The 21,602-nt window shown below is 67.6% G+C and carries 24 protein-coding genes and 1 riboswitch; of the genes, 12 read left to right on the top strand and 12 right to left on the bottom strand.

What is annotated here, in order from left to right; genetic code table 11:
• Positions 1-43: 43 nt before the first annotated feature.
• Positions 44-352 (top strand): DUF3263 domain-containing protein, encoded by a 309-nt coding sequence (locus EV646_RS29095; protein ID WP_132154182.1) that lies wholly within the window; start codon positions 44-46, stop codon positions 350-352.
• A 2-nt stretch (positions 353-354) separates the two neighbouring features.
• Positions 355-987 (top strand): LytR C-terminal domain-containing protein, encoded by a 633-nt coding sequence (locus EV646_RS29090; protein ID WP_132154180.1) that lies wholly within the window; start codon positions 355-357, stop codon positions 985-987.
• 36 nt (positions 988-1,023) lie between these two features.
• On the opposite strand, the gene EV646_RS29085 is transcribed toward EV646_RS29090, so the two are convergent.
• A complete protein-coding gene (locus EV646_RS29085) occupies positions 1,024-2,220 on the bottom strand; it encodes an RNA-guided endonuclease InsQ/TnpB family protein (protein WP_132154178.1) in 1,197 nt (398 codons plus the stop codon).
• A 101-nt stretch (positions 2,221-2,321) separates the two neighbouring features.
• On the opposite strand from EV646_RS29085, the gene otsB reads away from it, so the two are divergent.
• Positions 2,322-3,155, top strand: coding sequence for a trehalose-phosphatase (gene otsB / locus EV646_RS29080; protein WP_132154176.1), 834 nt, complete (start codon positions 2,322-2,324; stop codon positions 3,153-3,155).
• Here the strand turns inward: otsB and EV646_RS29075 are convergent.
• On the bottom strand, positions 3,121-3,591 hold the full coding sequence (locus tag EV646_RS29075; protein ID WP_132154174.1) for a hypothetical protein: 471 nt from the start codon (positions 3,589-3,591) through the stop codon (positions 3,121-3,123). The genes otsB and EV646_RS29075 overlap by 35 nt on opposite strands.
• Positions 3,592-3,636: 45 nt before the next feature.
• Here EV646_RS29075 and EV646_RS29070 point away from each other — a divergent pair, with 45 nt between their 5' ends.
• Positions 3,637-4,590, top strand: a complete 954-nt coding sequence (locus EV646_RS29070) for a DNA-3-methyladenine glycosylase family protein (protein WP_241996395.1) — start codon at positions 3,637-3,639, stop codon at positions 4,588-4,590.
• Here the strand turns inward: EV646_RS29070 and EV646_RS39005 are convergent.
• Positions 4,587-4,754 (bottom strand): hypothetical protein, encoded by a 168-nt coding sequence (locus EV646_RS39005; protein ID WP_158291039.1) that lies wholly within the window; start codon positions 4,752-4,754, stop codon positions 4,587-4,589. The genes EV646_RS29070 and EV646_RS39005 overlap by 4 nt on opposite strands.
• Before the next feature lie 70 nt (positions 4,755-4,824).
• Here EV646_RS39005 and EV646_RS29065 point away from each other — a divergent pair, with 70 nt between their 5' ends.
• The 5 genes from EV646_RS29065 to EV646_RS29045 all read left to right on the top strand — a co-directional run bounded on the left by EV646_RS29065 (position 4,825) and on the right by EV646_RS29045 (position 9,310).
• Complete coding sequence (locus tag EV646_RS29065; protein WP_132154170.1) at positions 4,825-5,790, top strand: GlxA family transcriptional regulator; 966 nt, start codon at positions 4,825-4,827, stop codon at positions 5,788-5,790.
• A 76-nt stretch (positions 5,791-5,866) separates the two neighbouring features.
• Positions 5,867-6,007: riboswitch (SAM riboswitch) on the top strand.
• A gap of 13 nt (positions 6,008-6,020) precedes the next feature.
• Positions 6,021-7,280, top strand: a complete 1,260-nt coding sequence (gene thrC, locus EV646_RS29060) for a threonine synthase (RefSeq protein WP_132154168.1) — start codon at positions 6,021-6,023, stop codon at positions 7,278-7,280.
• Complete coding sequence (locus EV646_RS29055; RefSeq protein ID WP_132154166.1) at positions 7,277-7,552, top strand: ubiquitin-like small modifier protein 1; 276 nt, start codon at positions 7,277-7,279, stop codon at positions 7,550-7,552. The genes thrC and EV646_RS29055 overlap by 4 nt, the downstream gene beginning before the upstream one ends.
• Positions 7,553-7,569: 17 nt before the next feature.
• The gene (locus EV646_RS29050; RefSeq protein WP_132154164.1) at positions 7,570-8,592 is read left to right on the top strand and encodes a zinc-dependent alcohol dehydrogenase family protein; all 1,023 of its coding nucleotides are present in this window, start codon (positions 7,570-7,572) and stop codon (positions 8,590-8,592) included.
• Positions 8,593-8,644: 52 nt separating this feature from the next.
• Positions 8,645-9,310 carry an alpha/beta hydrolase-fold protein gene (locus EV646_RS29045; protein WP_132154162.1) on the top strand — a complete coding sequence of 222 codons (666 nt, stop codon included), beginning with the start codon at positions 8,645-8,647 and terminating at the stop codon, positions 9,308-9,310.
• Positions 9,311-9,323: 13 nt separating this feature from the next.
• Here the strand turns inward: EV646_RS29045 and EV646_RS29040 are convergent, their stop codons facing one another.
• Entirely contained in the window at positions 9,324-10,028 is a 705-nt protein-coding gene (locus tag EV646_RS29040) for a DUF899 family protein (RefSeq protein ID WP_132154160.1), read from the bottom strand.
• A 126-nt stretch (positions 10,029-10,154) separates the two neighbouring features.
• Between EV646_RS29040 and EV646_RS29035 the strand changes: the two genes are divergently transcribed.
• A complete protein-coding gene (locus EV646_RS29035) occupies positions 10,155-11,084 on the top strand; it encodes an RNA polymerase subunit sigma-70 (protein ID WP_132154158.1) in 930 nt (309 codons plus the stop codon).
• Between the two features lie 112 nt (positions 11,085-11,196).
• On the opposite strand, the gene EV646_RS29030 is transcribed toward EV646_RS29035, so the two are convergent.
• The 4 genes from EV646_RS29030 to EV646_RS29015 all read right to left on the bottom strand — a co-directional run bounded on the left by EV646_RS29030 (position 11,197) and on the right by EV646_RS29015 (position 15,265).
• Positions 11,197-11,697 carry a DUF402 domain-containing protein gene (locus EV646_RS29030; RefSeq protein WP_132154156.1) on the bottom strand — a complete coding sequence of 167 codons (501 nt, stop codon included), beginning with the start codon at positions 11,695-11,697 and terminating at the stop codon, positions 11,197-11,199.
• A gap of 102 nt (positions 11,698-11,799) precedes the next feature.
• Positions 11,800-13,017, bottom strand: a complete 1,218-nt coding sequence (locus EV646_RS29025) for a response regulator (RefSeq protein ID WP_132154154.1) — start codon at positions 13,015-13,017, stop codon at positions 11,800-11,802.
• Positions 13,018-13,151: 134 nt separating this feature from the next.
• A complete protein-coding gene (locus tag EV646_RS29020) occupies positions 13,152-14,141 on the bottom strand; it encodes a dihydrodipicolinate synthase family protein (RefSeq protein WP_132154152.1) in 990 nt (329 codons plus the stop codon).
• Positions 14,142-14,149: 8 nt separating this feature from the next.
• Positions 14,150-15,265 carry a mandelate racemase/muconate lactonizing enzyme family protein gene (locus EV646_RS29015; RefSeq protein ID WP_199237254.1) on the bottom strand — a complete coding sequence of 372 codons (1,116 nt, stop codon included), beginning with the start codon at positions 15,263-15,265 and terminating at the stop codon, positions 14,150-14,152.
• Positions 15,266-15,361: 96 nt separating this feature from the next.
• Here EV646_RS29015 and EV646_RS29010 point away from each other — a divergent pair, with 96 nt between their 5' ends.
• Positions 15,362-16,327, top strand: coding sequence for an LLM class flavin-dependent oxidoreductase (locus tag EV646_RS29010; RefSeq protein ID WP_132154150.1), 966 nt, complete (start codon positions 15,362-15,364; stop codon positions 16,325-16,327).
• A gap of 10 nt (positions 16,328-16,337) precedes the next feature.
• Here the strand turns inward: EV646_RS29010 and EV646_RS29005 are convergent, their stop codons facing one another.
• The 4 genes from EV646_RS29005 to EV646_RS28990 form a co-directional block, all read right to left on the bottom strand.
• Positions 16,338-17,108: a carbohydrate ABC transporter permease gene (locus EV646_RS29005; RefSeq protein WP_241996394.1), complete on the bottom strand. Its 771-nt coding sequence runs from the start codon at positions 17,106-17,108 to the stop codon at positions 16,338-16,340.
• A gap of 98 nt (positions 17,109-17,206) precedes the next feature.
• Positions 17,207-18,022 (bottom strand): carbohydrate ABC transporter permease, encoded by an 816-nt coding sequence (locus tag EV646_RS29000; RefSeq protein WP_241996393.1) that lies wholly within the window; start codon positions 18,020-18,022, stop codon positions 17,207-17,209.
• A 128-nt stretch (positions 18,023-18,150) separates the two neighbouring features.
• A complete protein-coding gene (locus EV646_RS28995; protein ID WP_132154144.1) occupies positions 18,151-19,431 on the bottom strand; it encodes an extracellular solute-binding protein in 1,281 nt (426 codons plus the stop codon).
• Positions 19,432-19,576: 145 nt separating this feature from the next.
• Positions 19,577-20,284: a hypothetical protein gene (locus tag EV646_RS28990; protein ID WP_132154142.1), complete on the bottom strand. Its 708-nt coding sequence runs from the start codon at positions 20,282-20,284 to the stop codon at positions 19,577-19,579.
• 104 nt (positions 20,285-20,388) lie between these two features.
• On the opposite strand from EV646_RS28990, the gene EV646_RS28985 reads away from it, so the two are divergent.
• Positions 20,389-21,585 carry an RNA-guided endonuclease InsQ/TnpB family protein gene (locus EV646_RS28985; RefSeq protein ID WP_132154140.1) on the top strand — a complete coding sequence of 399 codons (1,197 nt, stop codon included), beginning with the start codon at positions 20,389-20,391 and terminating at the stop codon, positions 21,583-21,585.
• Positions 21,586-21,602: the final 17 nt, after the last annotated feature.

The raw sequence follows: 21,602 nt of genomic DNA, 5'->3' as shown, positions 1-21,602 counted from the left end.
AGCGCGGACGGACGATCACCGACCGCACAGGAGTCAGCAGCAGATGGACAGCGCCAATGCCAGCTCTCCCGGCCCAGCCGAAGCTGCCGCGCCGGCCGTTGCCGGACTCTCGGAGCGTGACGGCGCGATCCTTGCCTTCGAGCGGCACTGGTGGAAGTACGCCGGTGCGAAGGAGCAGGCGATCCGGGACCAGTTCCAGATGTCCGCGACCCGCTACTACCAGGTGCTGAACGCGCTGATCGACCGGCCGGAGGCCCTCGCTCACGACCCGCTGCTGGTCAAGCGGCTGCGCCGGTTGCGCGCCGCCCGCCAGCGCGCCCGCTCCGCCCGCCGTTTGGGCATCGAGGTCTGAAGATGCCCCGCCCTCGTGGCGACAGGGGTCAGGTCCTCTCGTCCCTCGTTGCTGTGCTCGCCGTCGTCGCGATCGTCGCCGGCCTGCTGGTGCTGTTCGGCACACGCGGCAACAACAGCACGGCCGACTCCACCGCTGCCACGCGGTCGCCATCTCCATCGCCTTCGTCCAAGCCGAGCGGTGGGCCGTCGACGATCGTGGCCAGCGTGCCGAAGCCGTCTGCCGAGGCCACTACGCCTACTCCTACGCCGACTCCCGCGCCTTCGGAGACTACTGAGCCGCCGGCCACCACCCAGCCGCCCGCGACGCAGCCTCCTGCCACGCAGCCCCCTGCGACGCAGCCGACCACCATCCCGCCGGACCAGCGGCCCGCGGTGGAGGTCTACAACAACACCGCGCGGAAGGGCCTGGCCGACTCGGTGGCCGGCCGGGCGCGGCAGCTCGGCTGGACGGTGACCGGTGCCGACAACTGGCACGGCAAGATTGCCGGCAGCACCGTGTACTACCCGCCGGGCATGCAGGACGCAGCTGCCCAGCTCGCCCGGGACCTCGGCATCAACCGGACCAAGGACGCCCTGGACAACATGAAGAAGGACCGGCTCACCGTGATCCTCACAACGGATTACCCCGGTTGACGTCCTCCCCGACCTGAAGGACGGGGATTCCAACTACTACGCGGAGGTAGCGTGTTGAGGTTCACGCTTCGGCGAGACCCGTATGGGCGTCTCTCGGCGTGCGCTGACGGCCCGTCCGGCCGCGATGTTGACCGCCGCGTTCACGTCCGCGTGCGCCTGGTGTCCGCAGGCCACGCACCGGAAGACCGCTTGGCTCTCGCGGTTCTCCGGTGCGCGATGCCCGCAGACGCTACAGGTCTGCGACGTGCACGCGGGGCTGATTTTCTCGACCCGGCCCGGCGCCTTGTCCTCCAGCCGGGTCACCAGTTGGCCCCAGCCGTTGGCCAGGATGCCGCGGTTGAGCCCGGCCTTGGCGCGGCGTCGGTTCGGCAGATAGGCACCCGGTCGTGCGGGGTCGGGCTTCGGCTTCGGGCGACGCGTCATCTGAGGGATGCGCAGGTCCTCCACCCGGATCAGGTCGAAGCGCCGCGCCAGGTTGGTGCTGGTCTTCTCCACCCAGTCCTTGCGCCGGTCACCGGCCCGGGCAGACAGCTTCGCGATCGCCGCCTTCGCCCGCCGATGCCGGTTCGAGCCACGACGGCACCGGGCCAGGCGACGCTGCAGTTGCTTCAGCCGGACCTGCTCGCGCTCCGACAGGCCGGGGCAGGCCAGAAGTTCCCCGGTGGACAGGGCCGCCGAGACGGTGACGCCGCGGTCCACACCGACCACCTCACCGGTACCCGGTGCGGGGATCGGCGGCGGGATAACGGCGAACGCCAAGTGCAGGCGACCCACGCGGTCACAGGTGACGCGGTACGACTTCGCGTCGGGTATCGCGCGGGACAGTTGGACCTTCACCCAGCCGACCTTGGGCACGAGCACTCGGGCCCGCTTCCGGTTCAGCTTCACGACCCGGGTCGCCTGGCCGCCGACGATGCGGAAGCCCTCGTGCAGTCCGGCTTTGCGCCAGGTCGGCCGCCGGTGGGTGCCGGCGTAGAAGTTTCTGGCGGCCTGGTCGAAGTCCCGCAGCGCCTGCTGTTGCACGGTCTGCGATCCGGCACGCAGCCAGCCGAATGCGGCTCGGGCTTCGGTCAACTGCCGTGCCTGCTCGACATACCCCGGTGTCGCGGCTTTGTCGCGGGTCCACATCGACCACTGCTCCAGCGCCAGGTTCCACACGTACCGGGCGTGCCTGCACTGCTCCAGCAACGCAGCTTCCTGCGCAGGAGTCGGGTACATCCGGAACCGGGACACGCCACCTACCCAATCAGCTGCGACCGACAATCCCTGATCATCGAAGGGAGGCAGTCGCGGTTCCTCCCGACCCCAGGCGGGGTGACGCCGCGACCAATCCGATGAGTACGCCGATCATCCAGACCGACGCGGGACGCGACGGCTGGGAGGCGATCATCGCCGATCCGACCACCGCGGTGATCTCGTCCGACTTCGACGGCGTACTGTCGCCGCTGGTCGAGGACCCGGCCCGTGCCCGGCCGGTCGAGGGTGCACTGGACGCGCTGGCCCGGCTGGCCCGGACAGTGAGCCAGGTGGCGATCGTCACCGGTCGCCCAGCGCTGGTGGCTACAGAGCTGACCGGTGTGACCGGCCACCCAGGGCTCGGGCGTCTCGTCGTACTGGGGCATTACGGGCTGGAGCGGTGGGACGCTTCCACTGGGACGGTGACGAGCGATCCGGTGCCGGCTGGTGTTGCCGAGGCGCGCTCCAGGCTTCCTGAGCTGCTGCAGGAGGTTGGGCTCCCGGATGCCTTCGTGGAGGACAAGGAGAGCTCGCTGGCGGTGCACACCCGCCGGCTGCCGGACCCGGTCGGTGCGCTCGAGAGGCTGCGTACGCCGCTGACCGAGCTGGCGGAGTCGACCGAGCTGCGGCTGGAGCCGGGCAACCTGGTGCTGGAGCTCCGGCCGCCGGGTATCGACAAGGGAGTCGCGCTGCGGCGGCTGCTGGAGTCCACCGGTGCACGGTCGATCCTCTACGCGGGTGACGACCTGGGAGACCTCGCGGCGTACCGGGCGATCGACGAGCAGCGCAAGGACGGTCTGCGCGCCGTACTGGTGGCAACCCGGTCATCGAACGCGACCGAGCTGATCGAGGCCGCCGACATCGTGGTGGACGACCCGGCTGGTGTGGTGACTGTGCTCACGGCCCTTTCGGACGCGATCGCAGCACGCTGATCGTCTGCATCAGCGTCCGCCCGAACGGCTGAATCGGCCGCTCGACGTAGCCGCCGTCCTTGAGGTTGGCCAGCCGCTCGAACGGATTCCGCGACGCCGGGTCGGCGGTCAACAGCCACGAGATGACGGCTCCCACGCCGTACAGCGGAAGCATCGGCAACCCGAGCAACCAGAAGTACTGCCACGAGTGCCGCTCCTCGTGCTTGACCAGCACCGGCGCTTCATCGAAATACGACCGCTCATGCTTACTCAGTACGACGTTCCCGACCGTGAACGCCCCCGCAACCGGAAACCCCAACTTGTACGAGTTCGCATAAACCAGCCCCCGCTCCCCCCAACTGAACCGGGCCCCTCCGATCACCCCCACCAGCACCCCCGCAACTGTCGACAGATTCACCAGGTTGCCCACAACCTTCACCCACTGCCACCCAGTCATGCCTCAGTATGCGGTTCTGTCCGAGGCATGAGTAAGACTTGGCCTGTGAGTTCGGTGGTGCGGGTTTGGCGGGTGGGGCGGGTGGTGGATCCGCATTCGGTGATTGGGGGGTTGCGGAAGGGGCCGGGGGATCCGGCGTATGTGTTCGAGGCTGGGCGGCGGACGGTGTGGCGGGCTACGCGGACGCCGGATGGGCCGGTGTTGCTGCGATTGACGCCGTACGGCGGAGTGGGGGAAGTGGAGGCCGAGGCGTGGGGCCCTGGGGCCGGGTGGGCGCTGGACGGGGTGCCGGAGTTGCTGGGGGAGACGGACAGTTGGGACGGGTTCGAGCCGTTGCCGGAGCACACGGCGCTGGTGGATGCGGCGCGGAGGTTCCCGCATCTGCGGGTGCCGCGGACGCGGGCGGTGTTCGAGGCGATGGCTGCGGCCGGCATCGAGCAGGTCGTCACCGGCAAGGAGGCGTTCCGGGCGTGGCGGTTGCTGCTCCGCGAGTACGGCGAACCCGCGCCAGGACCGGGCTCACCGGACGGGCGGGCGATGATGGTGCCGCCGTCGCCGGAGGAGTGGCGGCTGATCCCGTCGTGGCAGTGGCTGCGGGCGGGGGTGGAGAGCCGGCGGTCGCGGGTAGTGATCACGGCGGCGACGCGGGCCAAGGCGTTGGAGCGGACGCTGGAGCTGACCGACTCAGCCGAGATCGAGCGGCGGCTACGGTCGCTGCCAGGCGTCGGCGTGTGGACGGCTGCGGAGGTGCGTCAGCGGGCGCATGGTGACGCGGACGCTTTCTCGTTCGCGGACTACCACGTGTCGCGCAACGTCTCGTACGCGCTGATCGGCGAGGAGCTGGACGACGAAGGCTGCGCCGAACTGATCGAGCCTTACCGCGGCCACCGCTTCCGCGTCCAGCGCCTGCTCGAGCTCACCGGCATCACCCACCCGCGCTACGGCCCCCGCAAGTCCCTCCCCACCCACACCCCCGGCGCGACCCACCGCCTCCGCTAGCCCCGCTGCAGTCGGCACGGTGCCTTCGATGGCACGCTCCCTGCACTCGAGGCCTGCTTCGGCGCCGCGGGCTGGTCGAGCGCCGCTGCGGGTGGTTCGAGGCCGTGGCGGATCGCGGACGCGGCGTTGATTCCTGCGGCGATTTCCTTCAGCAACTTGAACATGTCTCCATCGTCCGAGCCCAGCCGCGTCCGCAGAAGTGGCGTAAACGACGACTACCGCTAAGATTTCGACATGCAGCGTCGAACGGTGTCCGTCCTCGCGTACGACGGCATGACCGCGTTCGAAGCCGGCATCGTCATCGAGGTGTTCGGCCTCGTCTGGCCCGACATCGACCACCCCTGGTACGACCTCAAGGTCTGCACCGAGACCCCCGACCCGATCCGCGTCCTCGGCGGCGCCTCGCTCACCACCCCGCACGGTCTGGACGAGTTCGCCGCAGCGGACACCGTCGTCATCCCGAGCGTCGCCAATCCTCGCGCAGAGACCTCACCTGCCCTGATCGAGGCACTGCAAAGAGCACATGGCAACGGCGCCCGGATGGTCTCGATCTGTTCCGGCGCCTTCGCGCTCGCCGCCGCCGGCCTGCTCGACGGCCGCCGCGCCACCACCCATTGGCGGTACGCCGATCTGCTCCGCGAGCGCCACCCACAGGTCCTGGTGGATCCGGAGCCGCTCTACACCGACGAGGGCGACGTACTCACGAGTGCTGGCTGTGCAGCCGGGCTCGACCTGGCGATGCATCTGGTGCGCAAGGACTATGGCGCTGCGGTGGCGAACGCGGTCGCCAGACGGCTGGTGATTCAGCCGTATCGCTCTGGCGGCCAAGCGCAGTACATCGAGTCGCCTGTTCCGCCGGAGCCAGACGACACGTCCGTCGCGCGCAGCATCGGCTGGGCGCTGGAACACCTAGCCGAGCCGATCGGCGTACCGGAGCTGGCCAAGCAGGCGGGCTTGTCGCCGCGGACGTACCTGCGGCACTTCGTGAAAGCAACCGGAACGACGCCCGGTAAGTGGCTGATCGCGCAACGCGTGCAGGCGGCGCTGACGATGCTGGAGACAGGGGATGCGCCAGTGGAGGAGATCGCACTGGCTGCCGGGTTCGCGACCCCGGTGACGTTCCGGCACCATTTCGCGAAGCAGCTCCACACCTCGCCCTCGGCGTACCGTCGTACGTTCAGAGCGCGTCGCAACTCCTAGGGGTGTCCTGAGATCCGTCGTCTCGGATCGTGGGAAGCGACGACACAATATGGACCCAATTGGGTAATCTCGGGGGAGCTCATCCAGAGGGACTGAGGGAAACGGCCCGTCGACGTCCCGGCAACCCTCCCCGTTGACGTCCCAGCCTGGGGCGGTCGCGGCGGAACGGTGCCAAATCCGTCCCGCGCCGAGATCCGGTGTCCGGGGAAGATGAGGAGGGAACCTCACTCATGAGCCTGACCGCCACCCACACCATCCGTGAAGGTGCCTTCGGCAACGGTACGCACCTGAGCTGCCGGGCTTGTGGAGCGAAGTCGCCGCTCGGTCCGTTCTACGCCTGTATGGAGTGCTTCGGTCCACTCGAGGTCGGGTACGACTACCCGACCATCATCCGTGAGCAGATCGAGGCCGGCCCCAAGAACATCTGGCGCTACCAGCCCCTGCTGCCCGTCCCGACCGACGTGGCCAGCTTCCCGAACACCGAGCCCGGCTACACCCGGCTCATCGACGCCGGCAACCTGGCCCGCGAGCTGGGCCTGCGCAAGTTGTGGGTGAAGGACGACTCGGGCAATCCCACACACTCCTTCAAGGACCGCGTGGTCGCGAGTGCCCTGAGCGCCACCCGTGAGCTCGGCATGAAGGTCTTCGCCTGCCCCTCGACCGGCAACCTGGCCAACGCCGTGGCCGCGGCCGCCGCCCGGGCCGGCATCCGCTCGGTCGTCTTCATCCCGAAGGACCTCGAGCGCCCCAAGATCATCACCACGGCTGTGTACGGCGGGACCCTGGTGGCCGTCGACGGTAACTACGACGACGTGAACAAGCTGGCGTCGGAGATCGCCGGCGAGGAGGAGGGCTGGGCGTTCGTCAACGTCAACGTCCGCCCGTACTACTCCGAGGGCTCCAAGACGCTCGCCTTCGAGATCGCCGAGCAGCTCGGCTGGCGGCTGCCGCAGCAGATCGTCATCCCGGTCGCCTCCGGTTCGCAGCTGACCAAGATCGACAAGGGCTTCACCGAGCTCGGCAAACTCGGCCTGGTCGATGCGACGGACTACAAGGTGTACGGCGCTCAGGCCACCGGCTGCTCGCCGGTCGCCCAGGCGTTCCGTGACGGCTACGACGTGGTGAAGCCGGTCAAGCCGGACACCATCGCCAAGTCGCTGGCGATCGGCAACCCGGCGGACGGGCCGTACGTCCTCGACGTTGCCCGTCGTACCGGCGGAGCGATCGAGGACGTCAGCGACGAGGAAGTCGTCGAGGGCATCCAGTTGCTGGCCCGGACCGAGGGCATCTTCACCGAGACCGCGGGTGGGGTGACGGTCGCGACGCTGAAGAAGCTGATCGAATCCGGTCAGCTCGACCCCGAGGCCGAGACGGTGATCATCAACTCCGGCGACGGGCTGAAGACGCTCGACGCCGTGGCCGACCGGGTCGGCCCGAAGGTGACCATCCCCGCGTCGTACGACGCCTTCGTGAAGGCAGGGCTGCAGTGAGCGTGAGTGTTCGAGTCCCGACCATCCTGCGGCCGTACACCCAGGGCGCGTCCGAGGTGAAAGCCGACGGCGCAACCCTGAGCGAGGTGCTGGAGTCGCTGGACAGCTCGTACCCGGGCATCAAGGCACGCGTGCTGGACGAGTCCGGCGAACTGCGCCGCTTCGTGAACGTGTACGTCGACAACGACGACGTCCGCTTCGCTTCCGGTCTGCAGACCGCGATCAAGGACGGTGGCGAGGTCTCCATCATTCCGGCGGTCGCCGGCGGCTGACCTGGCAGTATGGCCCGATGCGCGCTGTTGTCATCGAGCAGTACGGCGTTCTGCCGGTAGTCCAGGAAGTCCCGCAACCCGAGCCGGCGCCTGGTGGTGTCGTCCTCAAGGTCGAAGCCACCGGGCTGTGCCGGAGCGATTGGCATGGCTGGATGGGGCACGATCCGGACATCGTTCTGCCCCACGTCCCTGGGCACGAGCTGGCCGGCACGATCGCCGCCGTCGGCCCGGGCGTGCAGGGCTGGCAGGTCGGCGATCGGGTCACCACGCCGTTCATCTGCGCCTGTGGCGTGTGCGAGCAGTGCCGCGAGGGCAACCATCAGGTGTGCCCCAATCAGCTGCAGCCTGGGTTCAACTACTGGGGTTCCTTTGCGGAGTACGTCGCACTGCCGTATGCGTCGGTGAATCTGGTCCGGCTGCCTTTGGAGTTGGACTTCGACACGGCGGCGGGATTGGGGTGCCGGTTCGCGACGTCGTTCCGGGCGGTCCGACAGGTCGGGCGAGTCGCCGCTGATGAGAACGTGGTGATCTTCGGCTGCGGCGGAGTCGGGCTGTCGGCGGTGATGATCGCCGCAGCTTTGGGTGCCCGCGTGATCGCGGTCGACACCAACCCGGAAGCGCTGAAACTGGCTCGCTCGTACGGCGCCGCAGACACGCTCCAGGCGTCGTTGGAGACTGTGGACGAAATCCGCGATCTCACCGGCGGCGGAGCTCACGTCACCATGGACGCCCTCGGCTCCAACGACATCGTCCAGCAAGCCCTCCTCGCCCTCCGCCCCCGCGGCCGCCATCTCCAGGTCGGCCTCCTCCCGTCCGGCGTCCAACTCGACGTAGGCCGCCTCATCGGCCAGGAACTCCAATGGCTGGGCAGCCACGGCATGCCCGCCCACGCCTACCCCGAAATGCTCAACCTAGTTGCCACCGGCAACCTAAAACCAGCAGACCTCATCACCCGAACCATCACCCTCGAACAAACCCCCGCCGCCCTAGCCGCCCTCTCAACCACCACCCCCGCCGGCGTCACGATCATCAACCCGTAGCTCTGCGCTAGGTTCGAGGCTTCAGCCTTGAAGGATCGAGGTGCGACTAGCAATGGATCACCCAGCAGTACGGGGAGAGCTCGTCACCGAGATGTTCGAGTACGACGGTGGGCGGCAGGTGACGGTGTATGTGCCGCCGGATCCGCCGGAGGCAGTTGTGTTCGCTGGTGACGGGCAATTGATTTCGCAGTGGGGTGGGTACCTCGAGGCGGCCGACGTACCGCCGACGATGATCGTCGGTGCCTACCGCACGGACGACGAGGACGAGATGGCGCGCATCCGTGAGTACTCGCCTTCGTTCGACGAGGAACGGTTCGCGGCGCACGAGAGCTTCTTCGTCGACGACGTCCGCGGTTGGGTGCGATCACGCTTCAGCGTCGCGTTGCCGGCCGAACGTACCGCGGTGTACGGCGTGTCCGCGAGTGCAGAGCTCGCGCTCGCGATGGGGCTTCGGCATCCGGACGTCTACGGCGCGGTCTTCTCGGCGTCGCCCGGCGGCGGCTACCGCCCGCCTGCCGAGCTGCCGAGCCCGTTTCCACGCACGTACCTCGTCGCCGGAACGCATGAGCCGTGGTTCCTCGAGAACGCGACCCGCTGGGCGGACGCACTGCGAGCTGCCGACGCGGACGTCGTACTGACCGAGCGCCCCGGAGACCACGGCGACCCATTCTGGGAAGCCGAGTTCCCCCTGATGGTCGCCTGGGCCTTCGGCCGCTGAGGCCGTCGTGTTTCTAGGAGCCGCCTTGCCTGGTCCACTGTGGGACGGGGCGGCCGTCCTTCTTCCACCAGGTGCCGGTCCGATCCTGCGGCCAGCCCTCCGGTGAGTCCTCCCAGTCTTCTTGACGGCCGTAGACCGTCAGATCGAGCAGATGGGCCTGCAGCATGATCGCTTCGACGCCGCGCGCGATCGTTTCATTGGTGAGGAAGACGCGATCGCCGTCGCGCAGGTAGCAGGCGATGTTGCCGGGTTCGTCGATGAGCCCGGGACCGACGCCGGGATCGTCGACCCCGAGCATCGAGTACCACGGCAGCGTGTAGCCCATGAATTCGCGGAACGGCGCGATTTCCTCCCACTGCCCCTCGCAGAAGACTGCGAAGGACACCCCGCGATGGTTCAGGTAGCTGACGTCGTGCACGTCGAAGATGCTCGCGGTGCAGCCCTCGCACTGGCCTTCGATTCCCGCGCCGTGGTGCCACATGTGCTTGTACGCGATGAGTTGGTCGCGGCCGTCGAAGACATCCAGGAGTGATACCGGGCCGTTCTGGCCGACCAGTGTGGCGAAGGCGTCGACCTCGGTCATCGGTAACCGACGCCGGGCCGCTGCGATGGCGTCTCCCTCACGGGTGTGGGCCTTCTCGCGGACGAGGAGGGCCCGGCGTTCGCGGCTCCAGGTCTCACGGTCGACGATCGGCGGCAAGGCGGTCGCTCCGGTCATTGGGTTCTCCTTGCTGGTTGTGCGGTGTTATGAATATCGACGAGCGACCCCGGCGATCGTCATCGCACTTTCTTGGTACGGCGTGAGCGCGGCGACGACCACGGTGACCTGGAAGGACCTGAGCGCATGACGAGTTCCGCGAACGAGGTGTGGTTCCGGGACGCGTTCGACGAGCACCGGCACTCGTTGCATGCGCACTGCTACCGGCTCGCCGGGAACGTCGCCGATGCGGATGACCTGGTCCAGGAGACCTTCCTGCGCGGCTGGCGCGCTCGTACGCAGTACGAGGGGAGGGCATCGATCCGGACCTGGCTCTACCGGATCGCCACGAATGTCTACCTTGATCACCGCAAGGCTGCGGCACGGCGGAGCGTACCGGTGGGCGACCCGATGGAGTGGTGCACTGATATCGGCCCTTATCCCGACTCGCTGCTGGGCCAGGACCCATCATCGGATCTGGTGGCGCGGGAGATCGTCGACCTCGCGCTGATCGCCGCGCTGATGTATCTGCCGCCACGGCAGCGGGCGGCGTTCGTCCTGCGCGACGTTTCCGGCTGGACACCGGCCGAGATCGCCGACGGTCTCGGCCTCGCGGTGCCTGCGGTGAACAGTCTGATCCAACGTGCCCGCAAGACCCTCCGTAGCCAGACGCCAGGCGATTCCCGGGAATGGCGCAGGCCGGTGCTGACCAGCGAGGACGAGGAGATCCTGCGTCGCTACGCCGCAGCGACCGATCCCGCGAGCTTCCGGGAGTTGCTGGCCGACGACATACGCATCACCATGCCGCCGGACCTACCAGTTGTCGGGATCGACGCAGCGGCCGAGTTCCTGGGCAGGCCGCTGGATTGGCGCACGTTCCCGTCCGCCGCCAACGGCCGGCCCGCCCTGATCTGCTACCTCCGTCGCCCGGGCAGCGATCAGTACGAGGCGATGGTCGTCGACGTCCTCACCATCGAAAACGGCAAGATCGTCGAAACCAACGCCTTCGTCGGCCCCCACCACGTCACCGCCTTCGGCCTGCCCGCGAGCGTCAACACCACTAATACTCTCGGTTAGTTGCCGGACCGTTTCGCAAGTAGAGGTCGCGGAGCAGGCAGATCTCAGCGCCGTGGTGGCCGCCAGCGCGACTCGAGTTGGTCGACCACCTCGGCACTCCAGTCAATTTCCGTCATGTGCCTGATGGTTCCAGGAAGCAAGGCAGCGCCTCGAGCGGTGCGATGCTGGCCGGCGGGAACTGGAGCGGAGGATCAACCGAGCCCTCCTCGCTGCCACGCAGGTGCCGATCGACAAAGCGCTGGGTTGTGGTGAGTACGGTCGCGCATTGGGCAGGTGTGATCTTGCCATCGCGAAGGGCGTCACCAAGCTCGTCGAGGTCCAGGATGAAATGGCGATCAGCACCAGGCGGTACCAGAAAGTCGACGTAGAGGTCATGCACGACAAGTCCGGCCTCGGTGTGCTCGACCTCGACCAGGTCGACGTACCACCACCCCTCGACCGCCCCTTCGAACACGACAGGCCTGGTCAACTGGATGCCTTGATCAAGCAACAGATAGCTGCGGTCAATCGTCGGCCGTCCAACCACCTGATACTCGGGCAGAATCCGAACGTCGTAAGCAACAACCTCCCCAACCCGCCGCCCCGGACACCACTGCCCCGTCCGATGAAGCACCCGAACATCCTCCACCGTCGAAGTCACCCCGCGACCCTCTCACGCCCCCACCACCCCCGTCTTTCCAATTCAAGCCCCAACGACCACAACGGGCGCGTGGGTTTAGAGGCGGATGAGGTAGACGGTGGGTGGGCGGCCGGTGCGGCCTTGTTGGTGGGTGCCGGTGGGGGCGGCTAGGCCGGCTCGTTCCAGGCGTTTGAGGACTCGGCGGGCGGTGCGTAGTTGGACGGCCAGGTGGTCGGCGACGTCTTGGGTGGTGAGGCCGTCGGGGAGGGTGGCGACCAGTTCGCGCATGCGGGACAGGGTTTGGGTGTTCAGGCCGACCCGGCGAGCCAGGAGCGGGAGGCTTTCGGGGCCGCGTTCGGTGGCCGGCTGATCGCCGCAGGGCTCGATGACGATCTCCACGTCGTCCGACATCGATACGACACTGGCGACGCTGCCGATCGAGGTTGCGCGACTCACTGCGCGACGGGCCAGGGCTTCGGCCTCGGCCGCCGTACGTCCGACGCCGAAACCGACGTACGCCGTGCTGTGCCGCGCTGCAAGGTGGTCGAGCAGAGGCATGCGGCTGAACTGTTCGGTCGCCTGCTCGAGCAGACCACGGGTAGTGACGACCAGGTGCCGGCCATCGGGGAGGGCGGCGAGGCTGCCGCCAAGCGTGATGAGGTCGGCGGCTAAGCCGTCGTCCGGCTCGGGGAGGTCCACGATGCCGAGGGCGACCTGGGCGTCGCCGACGTGCTGGCTGGCGGTGGTGAGGACGAGCGCCTGGAGAGTCGAGCGGATCGAGTACCGCGACGGCGCGAGCCGGACGGACGGCATCTCGTTCTCCAGCAGGTGAAAGGCCGAACCCAGGCAGCTGATCGCGACCTTGCTGTCGTGCTTCTCCCGCGCGTTCCGGTGAAACGCGACGATGTCGTCGGAGGTCAGGCCGGGCCGGTACGGCAGCACCTGGATCTGGTCCGTCGGCAGCTTCGCCTCGATCAGCGTCTCGAGCACCTCACTGCGGCGCAGGGTGTCGATCGAGAACTGGGTGACGTTGTGCCCCAGCCGCAGCAGTTCGACCAACGCGCGCAGCAGGGTGGCGCCGTCGTACGAGACGTACATGGCCGGGCAGTCGATGACGCCGGCTTCGGTGGCGATCGTGTACGGAACGACGCCGGTGAAGAGGAGAGCATCGACGTGGGACTGCTCGACCAGTTCGACGGCTTCGGTCTCGTGCCGGTACGGCAGCGGGACCAGCGTCGCACCGCTCGGCGGACCGATCGCGACGACGCGCTCGACCAGGTCTTCCGGGCCGATGACGCCGACCGTGAGGGCCATCAGGCCACCGCGCCAGGGATGAGACTGATCTGCACGGCACTCCTCCACAGACTTCTGGTCCAGCCCTCAAGTCGCAGAATAGCGCACCCGCCGCCCGAGCTCTTGACCAGCCGGAGCGGAGTCCCTAGTTTCGGTCAAGACCACAATTGGCGAGTGGGGCGAGGAGGGAGCGCCCCACCCGCGAGATCGTCGAGACACCGGATCACCAGCTCGCGTTCACCCGCGGGCAGATCCGGGCCGTAAGGGTCATACCCGGCGTCCGATGGGATGAGGCCTTCCCACACGGCTGCCCAGAGCATCCGCTGCACGTAGCCCTCGATGGGTGCGTAGAACGTCGCGGCAGCGAAGCGGTCCAGGCGGTCGGACGCCTTCAAGAAGGCTGTGTGGTCGCCTGCCGTCCAGGCGCGGAGCACAGCCGCCGAGAGCTCGACCTGAGCCGCCGCGATCCCGACCAGCGCGGTGTCGGCGCCCCACATGAACGACGGCCCGAACATCCGGTCCTCACCGGTGATCAACAACTTGCCCGTACCCCGGCCGGCCCAGAGCGCATCCTGACACCCGATAGCCCGGTCCAGCGTGGCCGTCTTGACGCCCAGCATCGACGGCAAGCCCAACAGGTCGCGGATCAACGAGGGTGGGTACGGATATCCGCCAGCCTCGCCATGCAGGTAGAAGCCGACCAGTGGGAGCCCACTCTCCGCCGCAACCCGCTCATGCAACGCCACAGCCTGCGCATGCCCGTCCGGCAAGGCTCCCAGCGCAGCCAGCGGGTAGACCATCACAGCGTCCGCCCCACCCGCCGCAGCCTGCAAAGCCATCGCCACAGTCGCGTCCGCGGCCTCCTGCAGAGTGTGTGCGCTGTCAGAGCGAGGTACGCCGACCCCCGCGACGATCGGCAAGTCAGTCGCCTGCCGCCACGTCTCCAGCACCTTGGAGCGATCAGCACGAGACAGGTAGAGCCCGCGACCAGTGTGAGCCCATACCGCGACCCCGCCGATGGGCCCTGCCGCGATCTGCTCGGCGTACGCGGCCAGAGCGTCGTACGCGATGACACCGTCGGCGTTCATCGGCGTGACGACGGCGGGGAGCAGTGTGCCGCGCAGGTGCTCGACTAGTGGGTGCATAGGACCTCTCAGACCTCGTGGCCGAGTCCAGGCCGTGTGGGTACGTCTACCCAGCCCTTGCAGTCCGCAAAGGCACTCGGAGCCAGCGGATCCTCATGCACCATCAGTGGGCCGACCAGGTCGGCTGCAACCGTCGCACCTGGTACGGCGGCCGCCAGGTGAACTGCAGCCAGCGTCGCAACCCCCAGCTCGGGCATCGAGCCCACCTTCACCGCCAGGCCCGCAGCCTCGGCCAGGTTCGCGATCTGCAGGGCCCGGTGCAGTCCACCAACCTTGAGGATCTTGATGTTCAGTACGTCGGCCGCACCACGCCTGACGATCTCCAGAGCGTCCTGCAGCGAGTGCATGCTCTCGTCGACCATCAGTCGTACGTCGAGACGCTCACGCAGCCGGACGAGGCCTGCAAGGTCCCAACGTGGCAGCGGCTGCTCCAAGAGCGTCAGCCCGGCAGCAGCCATCTTGGCGAGCACCGGTGCTGTCGCGGCGTCGTACCCCTCGTTGGCGTCCAGGCACAGCTCTGCATCGGCAGGGATGGCTGCCCGGACAGCCTTGACCAGCTCCAGGTCCTTGGCCGGGTCATGCCCGCCCTTGACCTTCAGGTGCCGGAAACCCTTGTCGGCGTACGCCGCTGCCTCGGCCGCCATCTCGTCGAGTGTGCCGAGCCCGACGACCCAGGTGGTCTGCACGCGGTCTCTGATGCTGCCGCCGAGCAGAGCGTGCACGGGCCAGCCACTGATCCGGCCGGCCAGGTCGTAGAGCGCGATGTCGAGGCCGGACTTGGCCACGTGCTGCCCGCGCAGGACGGCGTCCATCACCCGGTGAGCGCCGGCCCGGTCAAGCGGATCACGGCCGATCAGAGTCGGCGCGAGGTGATCTTCGATGGCAGCGGTGACACCTGCGAGCGTATCCCCGGTGTACGCCGTCATCGGCGATGTCTCACCGATGCCGACCACGCCGTCCGCGGTGTGGATCTCGACCACCAGGCTGATCAATTCGGTGCTGATTCCGCTGCTGATCCGGAACGGCCGGCGGTACCGTGCACTGACCACGCGGGTCTTGATCGCGGTGATCGGCCCGGCCCCCGGGCCGGCCGGCAGCCCGACCGGATCCGTTACAACACTCAAATCCGGCTCCTCAGGGTCGCAATCCGAGCTAAAAGGACTTACGGTCAAGACCGTAAATACCGTGAGCGCTCTCTGTCAACGGAAGGTGGGCCCCTGATGCGGCTGGGTCTCTATCTGAACCTCTACGGCACACCGGGCGAGCGGCCCGCGCTCGAGGACGCCGTCGAGCAGGCACGGCTGGCCGAGCAGGCCGGGTTCGACTGGATCGTCCTCGGCGAGCGTCACCTGCATCGGCCCGGGTACCACGAGATCCTCACCTCGCTGACCTGGCTGGCCGCCAAGACGGACCGGATCGGCCTGGCCACGTCCGGCATCGTGGCGCCGCTGTACGACCCCGTCGTTCTGGCCGAGACGCTGGCGCATATCGACGTACTGTCGGGTGGTCGCCTCACGGCCGGGTTCGTGCTCGGGTATCGGCCGGAGGAGTTCGCGCTGTACGGCGTGACGCAGGCCGAGCGGGTCGCGCGGTTCGAGGAGTCCCTGACGATCCTGACCCGGTTGTGGACCGAGGACGAGGTGACGTACGACGGGAAGTTCACGAGCATCCGCGAGGCGTTTCTGTCGCCGCGGCCGCTGCAGAATCCACGGCCGCGACTGTGGAACGGCGGGCGAGTGTCCGCCGTACTGGAGCGGACCGCGCGGATGTGCGACGGCTGGACGACGTCTTTCAATGAACTGGACTCGGACCTGCCTTCGAAGATCGCTGAGTACCTGTCGTATCCAAGTGGCGAAGGCACGTTGGGGCGCGACGTGATCCTTTGCCGGGAAGGGTTTAACGCTCCCACGTCGCAGGACGCTCGGCGGGCGTTGGAGGAGCCACTGCGGGATTTGTACGACGCCTACACGGGCTGGAAACGCACGTCGACGGACGCGAGCCGCTACACCCAGGGCTGGGACGACATCGTCGCGCGCAGTGTGATCGGCTCGCCGGCTGAGTGCGCTGAGCGGCTCGCGCACTATGAGCAGATGGGTGCCGACGGCATCATTCTCCGAATCCAGCCGCCGGGGATGCCGCAGGCCGACGTACTCCGGTCGATCGAGGCCTTCGGCAACCTTCTCTGAGGCAGCCTCCTCAGCCCTTGAGGCCGGACATTGCGATGCTGTCGGTCAGATAACGTTGCAACAGACCGAATACCAGCAGACTCGGTACGACGGTGATGGTCGCGCCGGCCATCACCTGGTTGATCGGAACCGCCTGCGTCTGCAGAGTCGCCAGTCCGACAGTCAACGTTTGCATCTGCTGGGACTGGCCGATCACCAACGGCCAGAGGAAATCGTTCCAGTGCCAGAGGAAGACGAAGATGCCGAGCGTGGCGAGCGCCGGGCGGATCAGCGGCAGCACGATCATCGTGAAGATCCGCCACTCCGGCGCACCGTCGATCTCGGCCGCCTCGAACAGCTCATCCGGCAGTTGGCTGATGAACTGCCGCAGCAGGAAGACGGCCTGCGAGTTCGCCAGCGTGGGCACGATGAGACCCCAGTAGCTGTCCACCCAGTCGAGCCGTGAGACCAGGATGTACGACGGGATCAGCGTCGCCTGGAACGGCACCATCAGCGTCGCCAGGAAGGCCCAGAACATGATCTCCCGGCCGGGGAACCGTTTCTTCGCGAAGGCATAGCCGGCCATCGCGGCGAACAGCAGCACGCACACCACCGAGACGAGCGAGTACAACAGCGAGTTGACCGTCCAGCGTGGGATGTCCGAGCTCGACAGGACCCGCTGGAAGTTCCCGAAGGTGAAGTTGGCCGGGTTCAGTGCGTCCGGGAACGTCTGGCCACTCGGTGGCGCGAACGCGACCACCACCATCGCCGCGAACGGCAGGATGGTCACGATCGCGGTCAACGTCAGCAAGGTAGGAAGCGTCAACCGTGCGGCTCGTCGCTCGGTCCTCGGCGCCGGTGCCGTGTCTCGCAGGCGCGGTCGTTCGAGCAGGTTGACCATCAGTCCTCCCTTCCGACCAGCCGTCGCTGTACGAGCGAGACGATGAGAACGATTGCGAACAGGACCAGGCCGATCGCGCTGGCGTAGCCGAAGTCGAAGTACTTGAAACCGCTGTCGTACAGGAAATAGACGAGCGAGTAGCTGGAGCGGACCGGGCCGCCGCCGGTCATCACGTACATCGCATCGAAGACCTGGAATGCGCCGATGGTCTCGATCACCAGGACGAAGAAGAGCACCGGGCGCAGTTGCGGCAGGACGATGTACCGAAAACGTTGCCACGCGCCGGCGCCGTCGATCATCGCAGCCTCGAGGTACGAGCGTGGGACCGCCTGCAGCCCGGAGAGCAGGATCAGCATCGAGTAGCCGAAGCCTTTCCAGGCCGAGGTCACCGCGATCGACGGCAGTACCAGGTTGGACTCGCCGAGGAAGTCCACCGGCCCAATCGACACCAGGCCGAGGACGGCGTTGAGCAGGCCGTCCTGAACGTCGTAGATCCACTTCCAGATCACCGCGGCGAGCACGATGCTGGTCACGTACGGGAGGAAGAACACGCCGCGGAAGAAGCCGCGCCGCCAGACCACCTGATGCAGCAGTACGGCGGTCCCGAGCGACAACAGCACCGTCAGCGGCACGAAGATCACCGTGTAGGTGAGCGTCACCCCCAACGCCTGGTGAAACAGACTGTCGGTCAACAGCCGCGTGTAGTTGTCAAGGGCAATAAAAGTCCAGCGCCCGCTGAGCCGGTAGTCGGTGAGTGAGAGTAGCGCTGCACCGATGACCGGCAGGATCCGGAAGACGAGAAAGAGCAGGAGCATCGGGGCCACAAACAAGAGCCCGACCCAAGGTCGCCGCCGCGGTCCGCGCCGCGCTGCGCGCGACGCGGACCGGGTGATGGAGGACGCGGGCCCCGCCCGGCCCGTGTCCGGCGCTTGCCTGGCCTCGGTCAACGTTGTCTCGAGAGGAGGTCGTTGGCTTGTTCGGCGGCGTCGTCGAGGGCTTGTTGGGGGGTCTTCTTGCCGGTCAGGGCGGCCTGGATTTCCGCGCTCAGGAGCGACATCACCTGGCGGGCGGCGGCGTTCGGTTCACCTGGTACGGCGTACTGCAGGGCGTCGGCGAACTTCGCGACGGCCGGGTCGGTGACCGGCGCCTTGACGTCGGTGCGTGGGGTGTAGAAACCGGATGCCTTGCTGAGATCTTCCAGTTGGGCCGGCTGGATCATGAACGACAGGAACTTCTTCGCCGCGTCGACGTTCTCCGAGGCAGCGTTCACCGCCAGACCACCGGGCAGACCGAAACCCACCTGCTTCTTGCCGGTCAGCGGAGTACCGACTTCTACGTTTGCCGCACCCCACGTCTTCGCCACGGTGCCCGCGTCGGCCGGCGTACTGGTCATCGCCATCGCGACCTGGCCCTTGCCGAACGGCTGGTCAGCCACCACGTTCCCGTTGGTCAACGCTGTCTTCGGAATAGCCCCCTCGTCCCACAGCGTCTTCAGGAAGGTGAGCGCCTCCAGGCCCGGGGCCTGGTTGAACGCGACGGTCTTGCCGTCGTCGGCGAAGACCTTGCCGCCGGCCTGCCAGAGCAGCGGGTAGAAGTTGAGGTTCAGCGACGCCTCGGGCGAGGCGGAGTAGTCGAGGGTCGAGAAGCCGGCTGCCTTGATCTTCGGCGCCGCGGCCTTGATCTCGTCCCAGGTCTCCGGCGGCTTGCCGATCCCCGCCTTGGTCAGGATCGTCTTGTTGAACATCGTCGAGGTGACGGTGTGGTAGATCGGCGCCGCGTAGACCTTGCCGTCCACGGTCAGGCCGGGAATCGCGGCCGGCAGGAACTTGTCCTTGTCCTGGGCAACCACGTCGTCAACCGGTTCCAGCGAGCCGTTATTCACGTACTGCGGCAGCTGGTCCGGGATCATCAGTACGACGTCCGGGCCCTTCTTGCCGGCGAACGCGGCCGCGATCTTCTCGTCGCGGTTCGCCCACGGCTGCATCTCGAGCTTCAGGTCGATCCCGGAGTTGGCCGCCTCGAAGTCCTTCTCGACCTTCTGCCAGTACGTGTCGCTGGCCGCCTGGTCGCCGATCACCGGATACATCCAGAGCGTGATGGATTTGGTCTCCGACGAGGAGCCGCCGCCCGAGTTGTCGCCGCACGATCCGAGTGCGGCCGCCAGCACAAGAGCGGTGAGTGGTGCCGCGATGCGGCGGACGGTCGATTGCAGCGTGGGTTTCATCGCACCCCCTGGGTGTCCGGAAGTATGAGATCCGGAATAACGGTCAGGACCGAAAGTAGCCGGATCGAAATTCGGCTGTCAACGGCTGATATCAACTCGGAACAGCTCTTCCCGGCGACACCCCAGACGTACTCGGCCTCAGCCGTTAGGCCGGTGGGAGGCGGCTGAGCAGGTTCTCGAGCATCTGTCGGGTGGCGGCGAAGTAGCTGTTCTCGCGGTGCAGCGCGCGGTGGAACGCGGCCAGGTCGGCCTGCGAGACGGTGTTGGAAAACGTGCTGATCTCGGTCAGGTCGAGGCGGCGGTTGAACAGGTGCACAGTGTCGCGCCAGCGGTGCAGCAGGCCCACGAGCTCGGCGTCGCGGTGCAGCCCGAGGGCACCGGAGACCAGCGCGAGGTCGACCGCGGATACCACCAATCGCGGGTACACCTGGCGGCTGGTCGGAGCCTGCGGCGAGAACCGCTCGTCGTTGAGCAGCCTGGTGTTGTCCCGCAGCTCGTCCGCGACCGCCCGGAGGACTTCGGTACGGCGCTCGGCCTCGGCGGTCAGGCGTTCGACGAAGATACCGGTCAGCCCGGCGACGAGCGTGAGCGAGTTGACCGCGGGCTCCCACCGCGAGTTCTCCGGCCAGAAGAACCAGATCACGCCGAGGACGAAGGCCAGCCCGAGCAATCCGTAGCTGACGGCGGTGACGATCGAACGGCGGTACGCCGCCCAGCGCCCGTCCACCAACGGAAGCGCCATCCGCACCAGACGCAGCCTGGCCAGCGCCCGCCTCCGCGCCTGCTGCACGCTCCGCCCGTTCGCGGCTCCGGGCGTCAGATCGGGCTCGTTCGTCGTATCGCCTTGAGTCATCGGAGTGTTTGCGGAGGCGTCCGGTGCTCCAGTGCGGGGAGGAGCCGCGACTGCCTCCCGTCGGAGACCAGGGACTGTCGGTCCCGGCTGATTGGATACCTGGCATGTCCCGGTTCCGGCTGTACCCGACGACTGCGCAGCAGGCTGCGTTGCTGGGACATTGTCGGCACGTCCGGTACGTGTGGAACCTGGCGCTGGAGCAGTGGTCGATGTGGCATCGCGACAAGGGACCGACGCCTGGGTACGTCGAGCAGGCGCGGCAACTGACCGAAGCGCGGGCCGCGTTCGGCTGGCTGCGGACCGGGTCGCAGACTGTGCAGCAGCAGGCGCTGCGGGACTTCGGCCAGGCCGTCAAGAACTTCTACGCCGGCACCCACCGGCGGCCGACCTGGCGCAAGGCCGGGCTGCACGAAGGGTTCCGCGTCGTCGGCGCCCAGGCGACCCGGATCGTGAAGCTGAACCGGAAGTGGGCGCGGGTACTGGTACCGAAGGTCGGCTGGGTGCGGTTCCGGCTGTCCCGTGCAATTCCCGACGCGAAGTCGTACCGCATCACTCGCGATCGGGTGGGGCGCTGGCACCTCGCCTTCGCCGTCGTCCCGCCGCCGATCCCAGTACCGGGGACTGGTGAGGTCGTCGGGGTGGACCGCGGTGTCGCGGTATCGGCCGCTCTGTCCACCGGTGAACTCCTGACCTGCCCCGGCCTGTCGGAGCGCGAGCAGGTCCGGCTGAAGTGCCTGCAACGCCGCCTGGCCCGGTGCCGTCGTGGCTCGAACCGGCATCGGCGGGCGAAGGCGGCGATCGCGAAGCTGTCTGCCCGGGCCGGTGACCGGCGCAAAGACTGGGTGGAGAAGACCAGCACGGACCTCGCGCGGCGGTTCGACCTGATCCGCGTGGAGGACCTGCGCATCGCCCAGATGACCAGACGCCCCAAACTGAAACCTGATCCCGGCCGACCGGGCGCCTACCGGCCGAACCGGCGCCGCGCCAAGGCGGGACTGAACCGGGGCATCCTGGCCAACGGCTGGGGACTGCTCGTCCAGCGCCTGGAGGACAAGGCGTCGGGACGGGTCGAGAAAGTGAACCCTGCGTACACGTCCCAGACCTGCAGTGTCTGCGGGCACTGCGCGCCGGAGAACCGTGAGAGCCAAGCGGTCTTCCGGTGCGTAGCCTGCGGACATCAGGCGCACGCGGACGTGAACGCGGCGGTCAACATCGCGGCCGGACGGGCCGTCAGCGCACGCCGAGAGACGCCCATACGGGTCTCGCCGAAGCGTGAACCTCAACTCGCTGCCTCCGTGTAGTAGTTGGAATCCCCACC

Origin of the sequence: Kribbella antiqua (assembly GCF_004345665.1) — a bacterium.
GTDB lineage: Bacteria > Actinomycetota > Actinomycetes > Propionibacteriales > Kribbellaceae > Kribbella > Kribbella antiqua.
The sequence above is the reverse complement of the archived record's forward strand: the minus strand, read 5'-3'. Positions and strand labels throughout refer to the sequence as shown.

Bases quoted from the DNA above. Each gene is read 5' to 3' on its own strand.
- thrC (WP_132154168.1), top strand. From the start codon at position 6,021: ATGAGCCTGACCGCCACCCACACCATCCGTGAAGGTGCCTTCGGCAAC.
- EV646_RS29010 (WP_132154150.1), top strand. From the start codon at position 15,362: ATGCGGCTGGGTCTCTATCTGAACCTCTACGGCACACCGGGCGAGCGG.
- EV646_RS29090 (WP_132154180.1), top strand. From the start codon at position 355: ATGCCCCGCCCTCGTGGCGACAGGGGTCAGGTCCTCTCGTCCCTCGTT.
- EV646_RS39005 (WP_158291039.1), bottom strand. From the start codon at position 4,754: ATGTTCAAGTTGCTGAAGGAAATCGCCGCAGGAATCAACGCCGCGTCC.
- EV646_RS29035 (WP_132154158.1), top strand. From the start codon at position 10,155: ATGACGAGTTCCGCGAACGAGGTGTGGTTCCGGGACGCGTTCGACGAG.
- EV646_RS29040 (WP_132154160.1), bottom strand. From the start codon at position 10,028: ATGACCGGAGCGACCGCCTTGCCGCCGATCGTCGACCGTGAGACCTGG.
- EV646_RS28995 (WP_132154144.1), bottom strand. From the start codon at position 19,431: ATGAAACCCACGCTGCAATCGACCGTCCGCCGCATCGCGGCACCACTC.
- EV646_RS28990 (WP_132154142.1), bottom strand. From the start codon at position 20,284: ATGACTCAAGGCGATACGACGAACGAGCCCGATCTGACGCCCGGAGCC.
- EV646_RS29050 (WP_132154164.1), top strand. From the start codon at position 7,570: ATGCGCGCTGTTGTCATCGAGCAGTACGGCGTTCTGCCGGTAGTCCAG.
- EV646_RS29095 (WP_132154182.1), top strand. From the start codon at position 44: ATGGACAGCGCCAATGCCAGCTCTCCCGGCCCAGCCGAAGCTGCCGCG.
- EV646_RS29045 (WP_132154162.1), top strand. From the start codon at position 8,645: ATGGATCACCCAGCAGTACGGGGAGAGCTCGTCACCGAGATGTTCGAG.
- EV646_RS29020 (WP_132154152.1), bottom strand. From the start codon at position 14,141: ATGCACCCACTAGTCGAGCACCTGCGCGGCACACTGCTCCCCGCCGTC.
- EV646_RS28985 (WP_132154140.1), top strand. From the start codon at position 20,389: ATGTCCCGGTTCCGGCTGTACCCGACGACTGCGCAGCAGGCTGCGTTG.
- EV646_RS29000 (WP_241996393.1), bottom strand. From the start codon at position 18,022: ATGCTCCTGCTCTTTCTCGTCTTCCGGATCCTGCCGGTCATCGGTGCA.
- EV646_RS29065 (WP_132154170.1), top strand. From the start codon at position 4,825: ATGCAGCGTCGAACGGTGTCCGTCCTCGCGTACGACGGCATGACCGCG.
- EV646_RS29075 (WP_132154174.1), bottom strand. From the start codon at position 3,591: ATGACTGGGTGGCAGTGGGTGAAGGTTGTGGGCAACCTGGTGAATCTG.
- EV646_RS29025 (WP_132154154.1), bottom strand. From the start codon at position 13,017: ATGGCCCTCACGGTCGGCGTCATCGGCCCGGAAGACCTGGTCGAGCGC.
- otsB (WP_132154176.1), top strand. From the start codon at position 2,322: ATGAGTACGCCGATCATCCAGACCGACGCGGGACGCGACGGCTGGGAG.